This window comes from Photorhabdus kleinii, from assembly GCF_025384885.1.
Taxonomy (GTDB): Bacteria; Pseudomonadota; Gammaproteobacteria; order Enterobacterales; family Enterobacteriaceae; genus Photorhabdus; species Photorhabdus kayaii.
In genome coordinates this window covers 1-16,498 of the sequence record NZ_JAJAFY010000047.1, presented here as the reverse complement: position 1 = coordinate 16,498, position 16,498 = coordinate 1, and the positions used below count along the sequence as shown (strand labels likewise).

Annotated in this window: 16 protein-coding genes and 1 tRNA gene; 10 read left to right on the top strand and 7 right to left on the bottom strand. The window is 40.2% G+C overall.

Annotated features, from left to right (window positions below):
- The first annotated feature begins 13 nt into the window (after positions 1–13).
- The 3 genes from LG003_RS18210 to yeiP all read left to right on the top strand — a co-directional run bounded on the left by LG003_RS18210 (position 14) and on the right by yeiP (position 2,513).
- Entirely contained in the window at positions 14–433 is a 420-nt protein-coding gene (locus LG003_RS18210) for a nucleotide triphosphate diphosphatase NUDT15 (RefSeq protein ID WP_112878516.1), read from the top strand.
- Positions 434–548: 115 nt separating this feature from the next.
- Positions 549–1,808, top strand: a complete 1,260-nt coding sequence (gene mtr, locus LG003_RS18205) for a tryptophan permease (protein ID WP_112878517.1) — start codon at positions 549–551, stop codon at positions 1,806–1,808.
- A gap of 132 nt (positions 1,809–1,940) precedes the next feature.
- The gene (yeiP, locus tag LG003_RS18200) at positions 1,941–2,513 is read left to right on the top strand and encodes an elongation factor P-like protein YeiP (protein ID WP_112878518.1); all 573 of its coding nucleotides are present in this window, start codon (positions 1,941–1,943) and stop codon (positions 2,511–2,513) included.
- Between the two features lie 231 nt (positions 2,514–2,744).
- On the opposite strand, the gene LG003_RS18195 is transcribed toward yeiP, so the two are convergent.
- Positions 2,745–3,089 (bottom strand): hypothetical protein, encoded by a 345-nt coding sequence (locus LG003_RS18195; protein ID WP_240000791.1) that lies wholly within the window; start codon positions 3,087–3,089, stop codon positions 2,745–2,747.
- 403 nt (positions 3,090–3,492) lie between these two features.
- Here LG003_RS18195 and LG003_RS18190 point away from each other — a divergent pair, with 403 nt between their 5' ends.
- Positions 3,493–4,197 carry a phosphatase PAP2 family protein gene (locus LG003_RS18190; protein ID WP_112878519.1) on the top strand — a complete coding sequence of 235 codons (705 nt, stop codon included), beginning with the start codon at positions 3,493–3,495 and terminating at the stop codon, positions 4,195–4,197.
- Positions 4,198–4,545: 348 nt separating this feature from the next.
- The gene (mepS, locus tag LG003_RS18185) at positions 4,546–5,136 is read left to right on the top strand and encodes a bifunctional murein DD-endopeptidase/murein LD-carboxypeptidase (protein WP_112878520.1); all 591 of its coding nucleotides are present in this window, start codon (positions 4,546–4,548) and stop codon (positions 5,134–5,136) included.
- A 201-nt stretch (positions 5,137–5,337) separates the two neighbouring features.
- Here the strand turns inward: mepS and LG003_RS18180 are convergent, their stop codons facing one another.
- The 3 genes from LG003_RS18180 to rsuA form a co-directional block, all read right to left on the bottom strand.
- The gene (locus LG003_RS18180; protein WP_113041925.1) at positions 5,338–5,682 is read right to left on the bottom strand and encodes a YejG family protein; all 345 of its coding nucleotides are present in this window, start codon (positions 5,680–5,682) and stop codon (positions 5,338–5,340) included.
- Positions 5,683–6,683: 1,001 nt separating this feature from the next.
- Positions 6,684–7,868, bottom strand: coding sequence for a Bcr/CflA family multidrug efflux MFS transporter (locus LG003_RS18175; protein ID WP_112878521.1), 1,185 nt, complete (start codon positions 7,866–7,868; stop codon positions 6,684–6,686).
- 43 nt (positions 7,869–7,911) lie between these two features.
- Positions 7,912–8,613, bottom strand: coding sequence for a 16S rRNA pseudouridine(516) synthase RsuA (rsuA, locus tag LG003_RS18170; protein WP_112878522.1), 702 nt, complete (start codon positions 8,611–8,613; stop codon positions 7,912–7,914).
- A 289-nt stretch (positions 8,614–8,902) separates the two neighbouring features.
- On the opposite strand from rsuA, the gene LG003_RS18165 reads away from it, so the two are divergent.
- Positions 8,903–10,660, top strand: coding sequence for a DEAD/DEAH box helicase (locus LG003_RS18165; protein WP_262981331.1), 1,758 nt, complete (start codon positions 8,903–8,905; stop codon positions 10,658–10,660).
- Positions 10,661–10,847: 187 nt separating this feature from the next.
- Entirely contained in the window at positions 10,848–11,132 is a 285-nt protein-coding gene (gene rplY, locus LG003_RS18160) for a 50S ribosomal protein L25 (protein ID WP_112878524.1), read from the top strand.
- Positions 11,133–11,204: 72 nt separating this feature from the next.
- On the opposite strand, the gene yejK is transcribed toward rplY, so the two are convergent.
- On the bottom strand, positions 11,205–12,209 hold the full coding sequence (gene yejK / locus LG003_RS18155) for a nucleoid-associated protein YejK (protein WP_112878525.1): 1,005 nt from the start codon (positions 12,207–12,209) through the stop codon (positions 11,205–11,207).
- A 271-nt stretch (positions 12,210–12,480) separates the two neighbouring features.
- On the opposite strand from yejK, the gene LG003_RS18150 reads away from it, so the two are divergent.
- The 3 genes from LG003_RS18150 to LG003_RS18140 all read left to right on the top strand — a co-directional run bounded on the left by LG003_RS18150 (position 12,481) and on the right by LG003_RS18140 (position 14,632).
- Positions 12,481–12,708: a YejL family protein gene (locus LG003_RS18150; RefSeq protein ID WP_011147091.1), complete on the top strand. Its 228-nt coding sequence runs from the start codon at positions 12,481–12,483 to the stop codon at positions 12,706–12,708.
- Between the two features lie 32 nt (positions 12,709–12,740).
- On the top strand, positions 12,741–14,480 hold the full coding sequence (gene yejM / locus LG003_RS18145) for an LPS biosynthesis-modulating metalloenzyme YejM (RefSeq protein ID WP_262981330.1): 1,740 nt from the start codon (positions 12,741–12,743) through the stop codon (positions 14,478–14,480).
- 75 nt (positions 14,481–14,555) lie between these two features.
- Positions 14,556–14,632: transfer RNA gene (locus LG003_RS18140), tRNA-Pro, on the top strand.
- Positions 14,633–14,804: 172 nt separating this feature from the next.
- Here the strand turns inward: LG003_RS18140 and LG003_RS18135 are convergent.
- Together LG003_RS18135 and LG003_RS18130 are read right to left on the bottom strand one after the other, a co-directional pair.
- Complete coding sequence (locus LG003_RS18135; RefSeq protein ID WP_262981329.1) at positions 14,805–15,431, bottom strand: tail fiber assembly protein; 627 nt, start codon at positions 15,429–15,431, stop codon at positions 14,805–14,807.
- Positions 15,431–16,498 (bottom strand): phage tail protein (locus LG003_RS18130; RefSeq protein ID WP_262981328.1); only part of this gene is annotated, 1,068 nt, incomplete at its 5' end. The genes LG003_RS18135 and LG003_RS18130, both read right to left, overlap by 1 nt.

Below are 16,498 nucleotides of genomic sequence, written 5' to 3'. Positions count from 1 at the left end.
AGGAATAAACCAAATGTCTGTCATTGTGGGTGTTGGCGTAGTTATTGTGAACGAATATGGTCAAGTCTTACTCGGAAAACGTAGCAGTAAACATGCTCCATACTGGTCAATCTTTGGTGGTCATGTTGATGACGGAGAAACTTTTGAGCAATGTGCAATCCGTGAAATTGAAGAAGAAACGGGTCTGACGATTCAATCACCAAAGGTCTACGGTATTTGTAATAACCTTCAAACTTACCAACAGGAAGGAAAACATACTATTTCAGTATGTTTACTGGCAAAACATCCAGGTGGTGAACCAAAATTGATGGAACCAGAAAAATGTGAACAGTTTATGTGGTGCGATCCCGATAATCTTCCTGAACCTCATTTTGAAGCTAGCCGGAATGCAATAAAAATGTGGCAAGAAAATAAATTTTATTTTACCGAATGAACTAACTTATGTTAGTTCAATTTCAAATAATCCTTTATGACATCTATTTACACTCTATAGACAAAAATGTATCTTTGAGCTAGTACAAAGAAACAATATACCAGCAGGAGTTAATATGTCCATTGAGACACCCCAGAGTTTAAAGCGCCCTCCCATACTGGGTGGTGCAATGATAATTGCCGGAACTGCTGTCGGTGCAGGAATGTTCTCTACTCCTGTGGCAACTTCCGGTGTCTGGTTTACTGGCTCAATTATTCTGCTGGTTTACACATGGGTGTGTATGTATTTTTCCGGCTTGATGATACTAGAAACCAACCTGAACTACCCATCAGGTGCAAGCTTCCATACCATGACTAAAGATTTACTCGGTAAAGGATGGAATGCAATCAATGGCATCTCTATTGCATTCGTACTTTATATATTAACCTACGCCTACATTTCAGCGGGTGGCTCAATTATTGCCCACAATTTTAAAAATACTATTTCGATATCACAGGCAAATGCTGGCTTTATTTTCGCTTTTATCGTTGCATTTATTGTCTGGTTATCGACTCAAGCTGTCGATCGTTTAAGCACAATTTTAATCGGCGGTATGGTTATTACTTTTTTTATGTCGGTTGGCGGCATGTTTACCGAAGTGAAATATGTCATTCTGTTTAATCAGACGGATGCTATATCAAACGACACGACAACAAGTTATATATCTTACGCTTTAGCCGCTCTGCCCTATTTACTCGTTTCATTCGGATATCACGGTAACATCCCAAGTTTAGTAAAATATTATCATAAAGATAGAAAAGCCGTTATTCGCAGCCTGTTATTAGGCACATTAATCGCATTAGCTATTTATATCCTGTGGCAATATGTCATTCAGGGAAATATTCCTCGCGAAGCATTCAAACAGATTATTGCTGATGGCGGGAATATAGGTGATTTATTAAAACACATGGATAATACAACAAACAGCAAAACTGTTCACCAGCTTCTAAATGCCTTCTCTTATATGGCATTAGCAAGCTCATTTCTTGGTGTCTCCTTAGGGCTATTTGATTACATAGCCGATTTTTTCGGTTTTAAAGATAACAACCCCGGCCGGTTAAAATCTGCATTAGTGACATTTATTCCACCAACAGCGCTAGCTTTACTATTCCCCAATGGCTTTCTATATGCCATTGGTTTTGCTGGATTCGCTGCAACCATCTGGGCTGTCATTATTCCAGCACTCATGGCTCGGGCAAGTCGCCAGCGCTTTCCTGAAGCCAGTTACCGAGCGCCAGGAGGGAAATTCCTCATTGGGTTCGTCATTCTGTTTGGTTTGATAAATGCTATAGCTCATATTTTGTCCTCTCTTGATTTATTACCTGTGTATCGTTGATATATAAGACATTCTTACTACAACCCCAATGTAAAAAAACAGTGGGGTTTTTTAATCCCTACTTGCCTAATGTCTTGACTGCGAGTAATTTTGTCGCCGATTATTCTCTTGTAGTTTTATGGAAGGTTACATATGGCTAAAGCCAATGAAATTAAACGCGGTAGCGCCGTCAGTTATAATGGTAAGTTACTGCTGGTTAAAGATATTGATATTCAAGCACCAAGCGCCCGGGGAGCTAGCACATTATATAAAATGCGCTTTACTGATATCCGCACTGGTCAAAAAGTGGAAGAACGCTTCAAAGGCGATGATATCCTTGATACGATCAACCTAACTCGTCGTAGCGTTAACTTTTCCTACATTGATGGCGATGAATATGTTTTCATGGATGATGAAGATTTCACACCTTATCACTTTAAAAAGGAACAAATCGAAGAAGAGTTGTTATTTATTCCTGAAGGTGGCCTGCCTGGTATGCAAGTTCTGACGATAGAGGGGCAAGTCATTGCCCTTGAACTACCACAAACAGTCGATATGGTTATTGAAGAAACAGCCCCTGGAATTAAAGGCGCTTCAGCCAGTGCACGAACAAAACCAGCTAAAATGAGCACCGGACTCACCGTGCAAGTACCTGAATATATCAGTAGCGGGGAAAAAATCCGTATTCATATTGCAGAACGCCGCTATATGGGGCGTTGCGATTAATAATATTAGCTAATTCTGAGTTACCCGGTATAAAACAGGGTAACTCACTTTTTATTTTATTCCATTCATTAAATCAGTCAGCTCCTTTCCATTAGCATTTTGGCATAATTTAAATTCCCAAATAAAATATAATGTAAATCTGTCACTCATTCATTTTAGCAATGACAGATAAAATCCCGACTCTTCTTCAATTAAACATTGAATAAATAACATATAAAATTTTTCTTAACATCAATTATAGAAAATTGTAACAACGCCAATTTTCTCTTTTCCTTTTATCCATTTAATCTCTGTTACCCCCATTTGGTGTGGTAAATAAAAATAAATATCATTTTGCAAATCGAGCTTTTGTCGTTGGGTAATCTTATGTCCTTTTCGCCAACAAGTGGTGTCAGCCCAGTTATCACGCCAATCAAAACGACACGGTGATTCAACGATCGCACCAGAAAAGCGAATAACCCCTGTATTTGATGTTGTTTCTGGCTCACTATTGACAAGACCCGAAATTATCAGAAAAAAACAACCCATTATAACCCGAAACATAGACATAAAGCCCCCACCATAAAACAGCATCATTCGCTGCGATTTCCAAAAATGAAATCAATCTAGAAATCGGAAAAATTTATGAGCCTATGTATTGGTAACGGCTATTTTCATTGTTTATTTATGATTTTTAGCGATTAAAACTGATTAAGATATTTATATCTTACAATATTAGAATTATCAGAAGTAATTCTTAATAAATTAAGAATTTACAACCTTAAACACCCCAAGATCACTCAATAAAATCCATAGAATTGAACAGGAATACCAAAGTAAATAAAAAAATGCTGGAAAAAGCACAACAAAGTAGATAAAAACAACAACAAATTAACTTATGATTAAGAACTGTGACATTATTACTCAATATTTGTTATATTAACCTACATAATTGTAAGTTTAGTTACCACTTATCTTATTTTTAACAAATAGGTCTCCCATGACACGCAGTCACCCATTTGCCATATTTATACTGAACCTGTTAGGTATCACTTTATTTCTCTCCTGGTATTTACCAGAGCATCATGGTTTCTGGCTCAAGATCGACTCTGCAATCTTCTACTTCTTTAATGAGAAATTAACATCAGGCTCAACATTCACAGAATTTGTAGCATTTGTGAATATCAGGGCCTTCGATGTCATTTCACTTTTATGTATGGGATTGCTGTATTACAACACTTTTCGTAAACAGAATTACGATGGCAAACGCAGATTATTCATGATTGGCTTGGTCATGATAATAAGCGCAGTTATACTTAACCAAATCGGTCATCTACTCCCTGTTGTCCGTCCAAGCCCAACATTAACCTTCGATCATATCAATCGTATTAGCGAAATGACCAATCTGGTAACAAAAGATGCATCAGGTGATAGCTTTCCAGGTGATCACGGATTAATGCTCCTGATTTTCAGCTGCTTTATTCTTCGATATATCTCAGGCAGAGCATTCTGTATTGCATTACTCATTATGGTAATATTTGCGTTACCTCGCATCATAGCAGGAGCTCACTGGTTTACTGATATTGCAGTCGGTTCTTTATCTCTGGTGCTAATCGGAACAAGTTGGCTACTATTAACACCATTAAGTGACATAATGATTAACTGGTTGGATAAAAATCTACCGCAAATTGGCCGCCCAATTTAAGATCTTTCCCATAAACTCTTTTTACTGAATCATATCGGGAAGGTATTTAACCTTCCTAATAGTTCATAAAACCCACATAAATTAGCAACACTCCTAATCTCTCCCATTTAGAAATCTAATTTTTTGTAAATTATGTCATTAAATACTCGCCTTTTCCTGATTGTTTCTGTACTCTCGATCTGAATAATATTTATTGTAAATATCGTTATAAAACGTGGCATCAGACGCGTTTTTTCGCCAAGCGCGTTGTTTACTCATTGTTTTTTCTAACACCAGGCTTTGAAGCGTTTGATATTTTTCAATAATAGCGACCAACTAAGGTAAGGATAGCAAGGGAAAACAAAAATAATGGTCAAGTCTCAACCGGCACTGAGATACATTACGCGGCTGATACCCGCGCTGTTCGTAGCGATCACCTTATCCGCGTGCAGCTCACCAGATTCATCAAGGTTTCGTAACACACAAACTGATACGCATGCAGTAAATGGTAAGAACGGCTTCTTACTTCAAGCGTCTCAGGATGAATTCGAAGCACTCGTTCGCAATCTGGACATAAAATCCAAAATTCTTAGCCAATACAATGGCTGGAAAGGGGTTGCCTATCGACTCGGTGGCGATACTAAACGCGGTATAGATTGTTCTGCCTTTGTTCAACGTACTTTCCGTGACCAGTTTGGCATGGAACTACCACGTTCAACATTTGAACAACAAAATATTGGCAAAAAAATCGACCGTTCAAGATTACGCCCTGGCGATTTAGTTTTATTTAAGACAGGTGCCCGTACCAGGCATATTGGCATCTATGTTGGCAATGACCAATTTGTTCATGCCTCTACTAGCAATGGTGTAATCGTTTCCAGGTTAAGCAGTACATACTGGAGCAAACGTTATTATGGTGGTCGCCGGGTCATCAGCAATAGTATGGCACCTAACGGCTAAAAATTTTTCCCTTACCCCCTTGCCCGCAAAAAAGCGCTCCCATTAAAGGAAGCGCTTTTCGCGTTTATACCCGCCATCTTTCAAATTGCCTCTTTATTGGCTGCACTCACTCATCCCGGTCACATAGTTATCTATGCTCTATGCCCCTGGGGATTCGCTTCCTTGCCGTCACGATGCATCTTGAAATCCATAGGGTATATATCAAAATGGATAAAGCGCTGTTATCTTTTCAGCAATGGCAGCGCCAAGTGTCTTCAAACGACACATAACCGCACTTTCGTCTTCACTATTAATAAATAAGCACGGCTGACCTTCCAACTCAATCACAGTGCTTCCAATTTGCATATCAGCAAGTGATTGCTGTAATTTTTGCATAATATTCCACGCAGCCCCGTCTTCGTGGCTGAGTAACTTCAACCCCATCAGGCTGCTTTCTGCATTCACTTCATCAACCGGAAGCGGCTCAACTTTGATACCCACAAAACCGGGTGACCACTTGTAACTTTGCGGCAGCCGATGTACTACCGAAAGCTGAATATTATTCACGAATCATTCCTACCTGAAAGAACATAGATACAAAAGTTAAAGTTAGCGGCTATCTTCAGGTGTTCTACTCGCCAAAACCGAATAACTAACCCCCAAAAAAGGTAAACGAAAAGTTAAATTTGTGTTTATAGTATTACATTAATTCCAAATTTCACCTTAGAAAAAGTGAGATCAATCTCTCATTTCTCATATATTTATACTTTTTTTAAAGAAAACTCAACTAATTTTTATGCAAAAACCCAACTTTATGTTTAATGATTGTTTACATATTTTATTTTTTCAACTCAACACTTTAACATAAAAATCAAATAAGAACTGTAAAAACAAATAGATAACAATGTGTTTTATAAGGTATAATTAATGACAACCTAATGATAACGCCGTTTAATTTTTGTTAATTTAACAAAAATACAACAATGACTTATAATCACTATCAATGCATCAATAACAATTTATTCACACGGCAAAACATTTCGGAATTTCCTTATAGTAAAAAGTTAGCTTCTCAGCTCAACAGGAATATAAAAATCAACAAATACGCAACAGCAATAATAAAAAAATAAACTCCCCTTGCCGTCGCGATGCATCTTGAAATCCATAGGGTATATTATGCATAACCAATTTTTCAATTTTCCTGAATATTCAGGAAAAACATTCTCTTTACTGACATTATCGTTTTTAATGATAATGTTAGTAATACAGAAAATGCAGCTAATACTACAAAGCTATTACAACCTCGTTACTTAACGGCAAATCTTAGAATAACAAAAAATAGCATAATTTTCTGTTCTAATTGGTTATCTTTAATAAATAAGATTAAATCTTACCCCTGTCAATCAAGAATATATCAACGAAAGTAGACATATATTTTAGAATAAAAAAATTTCTCAAAAATCTCACATAAAATTATAACTAGACAACATCATCAAAAATATTTTTCGCTTACCCTAATTTTCTTTTGAAGGAAAAGGCTGCACATGAAAACAGCCTTCTGTTTTTATTTATCGCCGCTTTTTTGCGTATATAATAAGCAACACAGCCAAAGTAACAGATAAAACCATAGAACCAACCATTGGCCAGGCATTACGTGCAGGTAACATAGCAAGTAATATACCAACCAAAGCACTAATACCAAAACGAACTGTACCTGCCAATGAAGATACAGTTCCGGCCATATGTGGATAATCATCTAAAACCACTGCCATGACATTGGATGTAATCATTGCAATACCACATACATAAGCTGCAATACCGATGACCAGAGCAATAAAGCCAAAATCGAGCGCGGTAGACAGTAACAACCAGATCCCCATCATAAACTGCACACTCAAACCAAAATACATCATCTTCAACGCACCAAAACGCCGGACATAGCGACTATTTATTGTCGTCATCACAAACAGAAATACGATGTTAAGCGCAAAGTAATAACCAAAGTTCTGGGGCGAAACACCATTCAACTCAATATAAACAAATGGCCCTGCACTGAGAAAAGAGAACATTCCTGCAAATGAAAAACCGCTGGCAAGCATGTAGCAAAATACACGACGCTGGCGAAATAACATAATAAACTGGCTTACGGTTGTACGAAGATGAAATTTTTGTCTTTTTTCTTTTGGCAACGTCTCTCTTATAAAGAAAGCGACAAGGAATACAGCAATAACAGAAGCCACCGCAATACTCCAGAAAATCGCATGCCAGGTGAACCAAATCATTATCATGCCACCAAGAATTGGAGCAATTAATGGGGCAATAGTCATTACCAATATCACAAAAGACATGCTACGCGAGAATTCGTCTTTGGTGAACAGATCTCGCATTAGCGCATTAATGACAACACCCGCTGCGGCGGCGGAGAATCCATGCAAAAAGCGCATATAAATAAAATCATCGATATTCTGAACCATTGCACACGCAGCTGAAGCTAGAGCAAATACAGTAACCCCACCCAGAATAACCGGCTTACGCCCCAAACTGTCAGCCATTGGACCATATACCATCTGACCGATGGCAAAACCAAGAATATAACTGCTCAGCGTCATCTGAACCTGTCCGTTATCTACACCGAAATCCTCGGCAACAGTCGGCAAACTCGGCAAATACATATCAATGGCAAGGGGCATTAACATAGAAAGTAGCCCAAGGATTAAAATCAGTCCCAAATAGGATGATCGTTGTTGTTGCACGTATATTGCTCCAATAATTTAAAATAATTAACTAAAACCAGAATTAAAGAAGAGTGACACTGGCAATTTCTTGCTCAGTTAATGATCGGTACTCTCCTGGCTCCAGTTCAGGAGCTAAAATGATTTCACCGATTCGCTCACGATGAAGCGAGGTTACCCGATTACCTACCGCTGCAAACATACGTTTTACCTGATGATAACGCCCTTCACTAATCGTCAGACGGGCTACTTGAGGCTCCAGAATTTCCAGCTGGGCAGGTTTTGTCACTGTTTTTTCACCATTAAGTTGCACACCTGCAAGAAATTTATCTGCCGTCTCTGCTGCAACTGGACATTCAAGTGTGACTAGATATGTTTTTTTACAATGATGTTTCGGGGAAGTAATACGGTGAGACCATTGGCCATCATCAGTTAACAAAACCAGACCCGTAGTATCCATATCCAACCTACCCGCAGTATGTAATTTATGCGCTACCGGCTCATCAATAAAATAGAGCACCGTTGGATTTATCGGATCATCGGTGGAACAGACATACCCCTGTGGTTTATTTAGCATAAAATAACGAGGCCCTTGCTGCTGTTCCAATAATGAACCATCAAACATGACCTGTTGCTCTGGAGTTAATTTATAAGCTCCCGTTTTTACAATCTCATCATCAACAGTGATACGCCCCGCACGCAACTCGCGCCCTACGTCATTCCGGCTGATACCAAGCTGTTGTGACAAAAATTTATCCAATCGCATGGATGAAGACACCTATATTAATTAATTTAAAAATGAACGTGATCCTCTACTATTTTGGCACTACCTCGGCACTACAACACCGAACCACCAAAAAAGAAGATGTGAAATGAACCCAAAAGATTTGAGAGCTAATCATAACTATGTTTACTATAAACAACAATTATCTATTTGTTATAACCAGTTATAGTTTCACACAATCAGATAATTATCTTACCTTGACTTCCGCCCACAGCAAATTGATAAGAAAAATGTTACTCTTTTACGAATATTTTTCTGTTGCGGAACGATTATGATTTTTACTTTACGTCCCTATCAGCAAGAAGCCGTGGATGCCACTATTAATCATTTCCGGCACCATCATGAGCCTGCGGTCATTGTATTACCAACTGGAGCAGGTAAAAGCCTAGTTATTGCTGAACTAGCAAAGTTAGCTCATGGGAAAGTATTAGTATTAGCGCATGTAAAAGAATTAGTTGCACAGAACTACAGCAAATATTGCGCATACGGTTTACCAGCAGATATTTTTTCCGCGGGATTGCAGCAGAAGCAAAGCACAGGCAAGGTGGTGTTTGGCAGTGTACAATCTGTTGCCCGTAATCTTGAATATTTTGACAATCAATTCTCTTTGCTGATAATTGATGAATGCCACCGTATTAGTGATGATGAAAACAGCCAATATCAGCAAATTATTCATCACCTTCGGCAAAATAACCCGCAGCTACGTATTCTTGGCTTAACAGCAACACCCTACAGACTGGCTATCGGCTGGATATATCAATATCACTATCACGGGATGATCCGTGGTGATGAAAACTGTTTTTTCCGTGATTGCATCTATGAATTGCCCCTGCGTTATATGATTAAACACGGTTTCCTGGTGCCCCCAAAGCGGCTAGACATGCCAGTTATGCAATATGATTTCAGTCAAGTCCGCTCCAGTCAGCAAGGTATCTTCAATAAAACTGATTTAAATCACGAAATTAAACGACAAAAACGCATCACGCCTCATATTATAAAACAAGTCATTGAATATTCCGCTGATCGCAAAGGCGTTATGCTTTTTGCTGCAACTGTCGAACATGCCAAAGAAATTTTTCAATTACTCCCTTCCGGCCAAGCTGCATTAGTCAGCGCCGATACATCAACCGCTGATCGTGATCTATTTATCGAAGCCTTTAAAACTCAGCAATTGCGCTATATGGTTAACGTCGCTGTATTGACAACTGGATTTGACGCTCCCCATGTTGATCTGATAGCTATTTTGCGCCCTACTGAATCCGTCAGTTTATATCAGCAAATTATCGGTCGGGGTTTACGATTATTTCCCAGCAAAAAAGATTGCCTAATTCTCGATTATGCAGGAAATCCTCACGATCTCTACACACCAGAAGTTGGCAGCAATAAACCGGATAAACAGAGCCAACCGGTTCAAGTATTCTGCCCTATCTGTAACTTCGCTAATCTATTTTGGGGAAAATGCACCTCCGACGGTGAAATTATTGAACACTTCGGCCGCCGCTGTCAGGGTTGGGAAAAGGATCAATGCGGCAAACGCCATCAATGTGAGTTCCGCTTTCGTTTTAAACTCTGCCCTCATTGCAATGCAGAAAATGATATTGCAGCGCGGCGTTGCCACAGTTGCCAGGAAGTGCTGGTTGATCCCGACGATATGTTGAAAGCCGCATTGAAGCTCAAAGATGCACTGGTACTGCGTTGTGGTGGCATGCAACTCATCTCTGAAACTGACAGTAAAGGCGAATGTCTGAAAATCATCTATTACGATGAAGATGGTGCTGATGTTTCGGAACGCTTTCGGCTGACAACCCCTGCCCAACGACTAGCCTTTGAGCACCAATTTCTCCGTCAGCATCAACGTGCCCCGGCAATACCTTTTGACTGGAAAACCGCCTCAGATATCGTTCGCCGGCAATCTTTATTACGCCATCCAGATTTTGTTGTCGCCCGTAAAAAAGGCCGATTCTGGCAAATTCGTGAAAAGATCTTTAATTACCAAGGGCGTTTTCGACGAGCAGATGAATTGTATTAAAATGAATTGTATTAATAGGTTCAGATTAACCTATTCCATTTGCTGTAACTGCCATTTTTCGCTAGAATGCCGCCCGCTTAACACGGTGTTACTATGTTAGTTACTATGTTAAATGTTAAGCCAAATCTCGAACCTGCCGCTGGGTCGCCTGTAGCAGGATTTATTTTCTTCTTGAAGAGAAAAAATAATGTTTACTATTAATGCAGAAGTACGTAAAGAGCAGGGCAAAGGTGCGAGCCGCCGCCTGCGCAGAACTAACAAGTTCCCAGCTATCGTATACGGTGGCAACCAAGAGCCAGTTTCTATTGAACTGAATCATGATCTGGTTATCAATATGGAACACCAAGCTGAATTTTATAGCGAAGTTCTGACCTTGGTTATCGACGGTAAAGAGACTAAAGTTAAAGTGCAGGCTGTACAGCGCCATCCGTTTAAGCCAAAACTGGCGCACATTGACTTCCTGCGTGCTTAATTAGCCACAGCCGAGCTTTTCGGGACGCCGAATAAATAACGCCGCATTTGCGGCGTTATTTATTTCTTAGCATCAATGACCACCACTATGACGCTGTAACTGATCTCGTAAATTTGGCGGCGTGCCTTTAATAGTTAAAGTATCCGTTGCCGGATCCCAAAAAATTCTTTCACCAAATAACATCGCATCAAAATTGATTGTTAATCCGCCACCACTACCGGCAAATTTAGTCAACTGGCGTAACGTACTGCGATCTGCTGGGAAACTCTCTTCCAGCTCATATCCTTGTTCCTGAGAAAACTGCTGAAAATTCTGTTCTCCAAACGAGGGTAATGCCTGAGACAACGCCTTAATTTCTATTTCCTCTCCCGCCTGCAATTGTTCATTACAATAGCTGTATACTTGCTGACGATAGGCTTGACGCTCATTCTTATCAAGCTCACCAGATTCACAATAATCATCAACTGCTTGTAGCAATCCTTTATTCTGAACTTTAGCATTCATACCTTCACTAGCAGCGAGAAAATCCATAAAGAAATCTGAAACTTTACGCCCTACTCGACCTTTCAGGAATGTTAAATAACGGCTTGATTCAGGATTAGCTTCCCACTCCGTCAAATCTATACGAGCAACAATATCAGCATGAGGAATATCCAGATAATGCGTAGTATTTAAATCCAGATTATCGTTAACAGACATACTGTTACAGCTATTAAGTACGGCAATCAATAAATACTCTACCGCCAGATAGCGATACTGACAAAACAGGACCGTCCCTCCCTCGGCAAACGGATATTTTGCCAGTTCATCCCTCAAACGTGCCATTGCTGCACGACTGAACCCAAGAAAATCTTCATCACCTTTACGCTGATGTCTGAGTGCTTCTGCCAATTCACTCTCTTCATTAAATAAGCCGTAAGCTTTACTTTTTGCACTGTATACTCGGTGTAATTCAGCCATCATATCTTCCACCACTTGATCGGTGGCGAGCAAAGAATCACGCAACACGACATCTAATGTCTGTTCATCACGCTTGATTAATTGATGCAAGGCAATCTGGTCTATTTGCAGACTCATTCTTTCTACTCCTTTCGGCTGACTTCACGCATTTTTAAACACGCATTCAAACACCGATAACAAACGACTGCAATAAAAAAACCCCAAAAGAAAATAACATTTCATCATCTGCCACCAACTATAATTTGCTGACAGATATCAAAAAATTGCTAAAAATAGGCTATTACTGCAACATAATCTTAACCGTAAATTAATTTGCCACAAAAGAGCAGAAAATCACGCATCTATACGGTAAGATAATGTGCTTTGTTAGTTCAGGAAGTTTAAATCTATGCCACAGTCATCTCGTTACAGTGACGAACACGTTGAACGTTTATTAACAGAACTCGTCAGTGTTCTGGAAAGAAACCGTACCCCGACAGACCTTTCTCTAATGGTGCTGGGCAATATGGTGACAAATTTAATCAATACGAGTATATCTCCTGCACAGCGCAGACATATTGCTGACTCGTTTGCACACGCGCTTAAATCTTCTGTAAACGAAGATAAAGCCCATTAATTTTTAACTAAAGACCACAACGTAAACAAAATATGGTGACTAGCCGTCAGCGTTATCGTGAAAAAGTTTCCCAGATGATTAGCTGGGGGCACTGGTTTGCCCTGTTTAACATCCTGCTCAGCCTTGGACTGGGTAGTCGTTATCTGTTTGTTTCTGACTGGCCGGGTTCACTATTCGGTCGGGTTTATGCTCTGGCTAGTTGGCTGGGGCACTTTAGTTTTATTGTTTTTGCTGCTTATTTGCTGGTTCTGTTTCCACTGACATTTATTTCCATGTCGCAGCGCCTGCTCAGGTTTCTTTCAGCCATTTTCTCTACTGCCGGACTGACACTGTTAATATTCGATATTGCCATATACAACCGTTTCCACCTTCACCTTACACCTTTAGTTTGGGATTTAGTCATCAATCCTGATCAAGGGGAACTGGCGCGAGAATGGCAGCTAATGTTCATCTGTATCCCGGTCATTTTTCTGATACAGATGTTATTTGGCACCTGGAGTTGGCAGAAACTACGCAGCCTGAATCGGCAACGATTTGGTAAGCCACTGGCTGCTGTCCTTATTTTGGCCTTTGTCGCTTCCCATCTGATGTATATCTGGGCTGACGCTAATTTTTATCGTCCGATCACCATGCAACGTTCCAACCTACCGCTCTCCTATCCAATGACAGCGCGTAAATTTCTTGAAAAACATGGTTTGCTGGATCAACAAGAATATCAGCGCCGCCTTATGCAACAGGGTGATCCTGCTGCGCTGACAGTGGAATATCCACTTAATGATCTGACTTATCTGAATAAAGGAAGCGGATACAACCTGTTAATACTGGTAGCTGATAAGCTGGATAATGAAGATATTACCGAGAATATGCCTGTGCTCTCTCATTTCAGAGAAACCAACATTCAGTTTAATCAACATTTCAGCACCGGGATTCAAAATGATACTGCCTTATTCGGGTTGTTTTATGGCATTTCTTCTGGTTATCTGGATGGAATACTGGCTGGACGTAAATCATCAGCGCTGATTAATGCCCTGACTCATCACGGATATCAATTTGGCCTATTCTCTTCCGTGGGATTTGACACTCCGCTTTATCGTCATGCATTACTTTCCGACTATTCATTACCTATTGAGGTCAACCAAAGCAACCAACTCACCATCGAACAATGGCAGCAATGGCTGAATTTACCCAATACTAACGCTCCTTGGTTCTCCTTCTTGAGGCTAAGTGGCTTGGATAAAGCAGATGCAGTAGGAAATGCCGCAGCTTTTGATGGTCAGATTAATACTGTACTAGAGACACTAAAAAACAAAAATGCACTGAACAATACGGTCATTGTTATTACCGCTGAACACAGTGAACTTGCCGCGACACATCCACCTAAGTGGATAAATAATGGCAGATTCAATCGTGCTCAAATGCATGTTCCACTGCTGATTCATTGGCCAGGAACACCATCACAGACAATTAGTAAACTGACAAGCCATCAGGACATCATGACAACATTAATGCAACGTTTGTTGCACGTCAGCAATTCTCCTGATGATTATTCTCAAGGCGAAGATCTATTTGCAGCACAGCGTGATAACCCGTGGATAATTACCGGTGATGATGGTTCCTTGATCATCACAACCAGTGAAAACACCTTGTTCTTGGATAAAAATGGTGACTATCACCTATATGACCTGGAAGGCAACGAAATCAAAGATGCTAAACCCAATCTGGCACAACTGTTACAGATACTAACCGAGGTTAAACATTTTATAGCCAACTAAATGCTTAAAAATCAATCGGTCACAAAATTTAGTGCTTGCTTTTAGATAAAAAATCAGTACTATAATAGGAATTATCGGCATGTAGCGCAGCTTGGTAGCGCACCGTCATGGGGTGTCGGGGGTCGTAGGTTCAAATCCTATCATGCCGACCAAATTTCCCTAGAAAAACCAACCTCTTATGGTTGGTTTTTTTATGGCTGAAATTTGCTTGGTGTAAAACTGGTGTAAAATGGGTGTAAAACCCCAACTTCAAACTTGGCATTGATAGCCACTGACAAACCAGCCTCTCTTACCTAAAAATATAAATTTATCTAATTATTTTCCTCACTTCGGCACTTCCGGCCATTCTACGTCAGGCGCTTGATTAACATCTACACGCGTAAGCAATACTCTGTATTTCTTCCATTCGAGTAGAGCGGCTTTCTCTGAGTCAGTAGCAACTTCTAAGTCAACAGAGTCTTGTAGCAATGAGAGTGTTTCATTTGCTTGTTGTAACAGTGCTGCTTGTTGTTGCTTCGCTTCATTAATCTGATGAGATTTGAGAAGGTCTTTATCAACTACCCATTCTTTGCCGTTCCACGTATCGAAGTCTGTGGGAGGTTTCTTGAAGGTTAGGGTATCCGGCAGTTCACCGATTTCTGTTATCTCAGTCGGAGCGCGAGTTAACGTGTCGTAAGCTGTTTTGCCACGGTAATCGGGAAGGATTTGCCAGCACTTTCCGTCTTCACTGCGACAAACGGCCACATCGTGAGAATCGGGAAGTTCTGGCGCATCGGGATAAGCACCGGCTGATAGACTGACACCGAGCATCACATACTCAATATCTGAAACTGTGAATTCTCTCGTTATCTGATTCGAGTGATAAACCTTTATCCAGCCTGCCTGAATAGCCAATCCGTCTTTACCCAATACGGCTGTTTCATGTTCTAAAGAGTATTTCTGTTCTGTCATTATGCTGCTCTCACTATGTAGTTAAATGCGACGTTGCGGGGGCGGGTTTCGTTAGCTGCTGCTTCAGTAACGCCGCCAGTGTACGTATTTTGATCAAGTGAACGTGTGTATGTGCTTCCTTTTCCTGTTGACCAGGACTGATTCCCGGCGAGAATGAGGTCTTCAACATTTTGTTTTGAAGCTACTTTATAGTGATTATGATCTTGTATCGCGTCTCCTTGCCATGTTCCAGGCATTCGCCCTGGATCAACGCCTCGACTATCATCCCATCCCCTGATAAATTCACCGCGCAAATCAAGAAGTTGCCCGGAGGGATAAGCTTCTGCTAACTTTGGGTATTTTGATTTATCAAACGTTTGGCCGTTGCACGTAAGATAACCGGCCGGAGTGTATCTGTGAGGATACGGAAGCGGAACGCCGACTGGAACAATATCATCAAGTGTTGCTAACGTGCCGTTTTTGTTTGGGAAATTAACAAGATAAATATTATTACCCGCAGCGTTTCGCTTATATAAATAAATAGATTGCTCATTATCATTAGTTAGATTTGCCTCGATAGCAAAGAATCCTCTGTTTTCTTTTCCAGCTGGCGGTAAAAAATTAATTAATGGATATATGCTCCTTGTATTAACAACTCCAATATTCCCTCTTGCGAAATTAGCATCAACAAAGCTTTGCTGCGCTGAATTCCTCGCCAACTCCACCGTCTCCACCAATCCGAGGTTTTTCACAAAGGCATTTTTATCAGGAATGTCGGCGCCGTTTTGGTTTTTGGCAAGTTTGCTATTGGCATTATCATTTACATCAGAAACTAACTTCTGAGTGGCTGCAAGGGTATTACTGTTGCCTGTTTTGTCTGTGAGCTGGGTGATGCCTTTTTGGGTTAATGAGGCGTCGTGAATTTCTACGGCGCTATTATCAATTAATTTTTTAATAGCAACAAAAAGCTGGCTGTCATTTTTACTGTCTAATTTAATTCCCGCTCCCATAATTGCATTAATTAATTCACGCTGAACGGTATTAAACCATCCTGCATCTAATATTGTCGGTGCAATACCCGCAGCAAC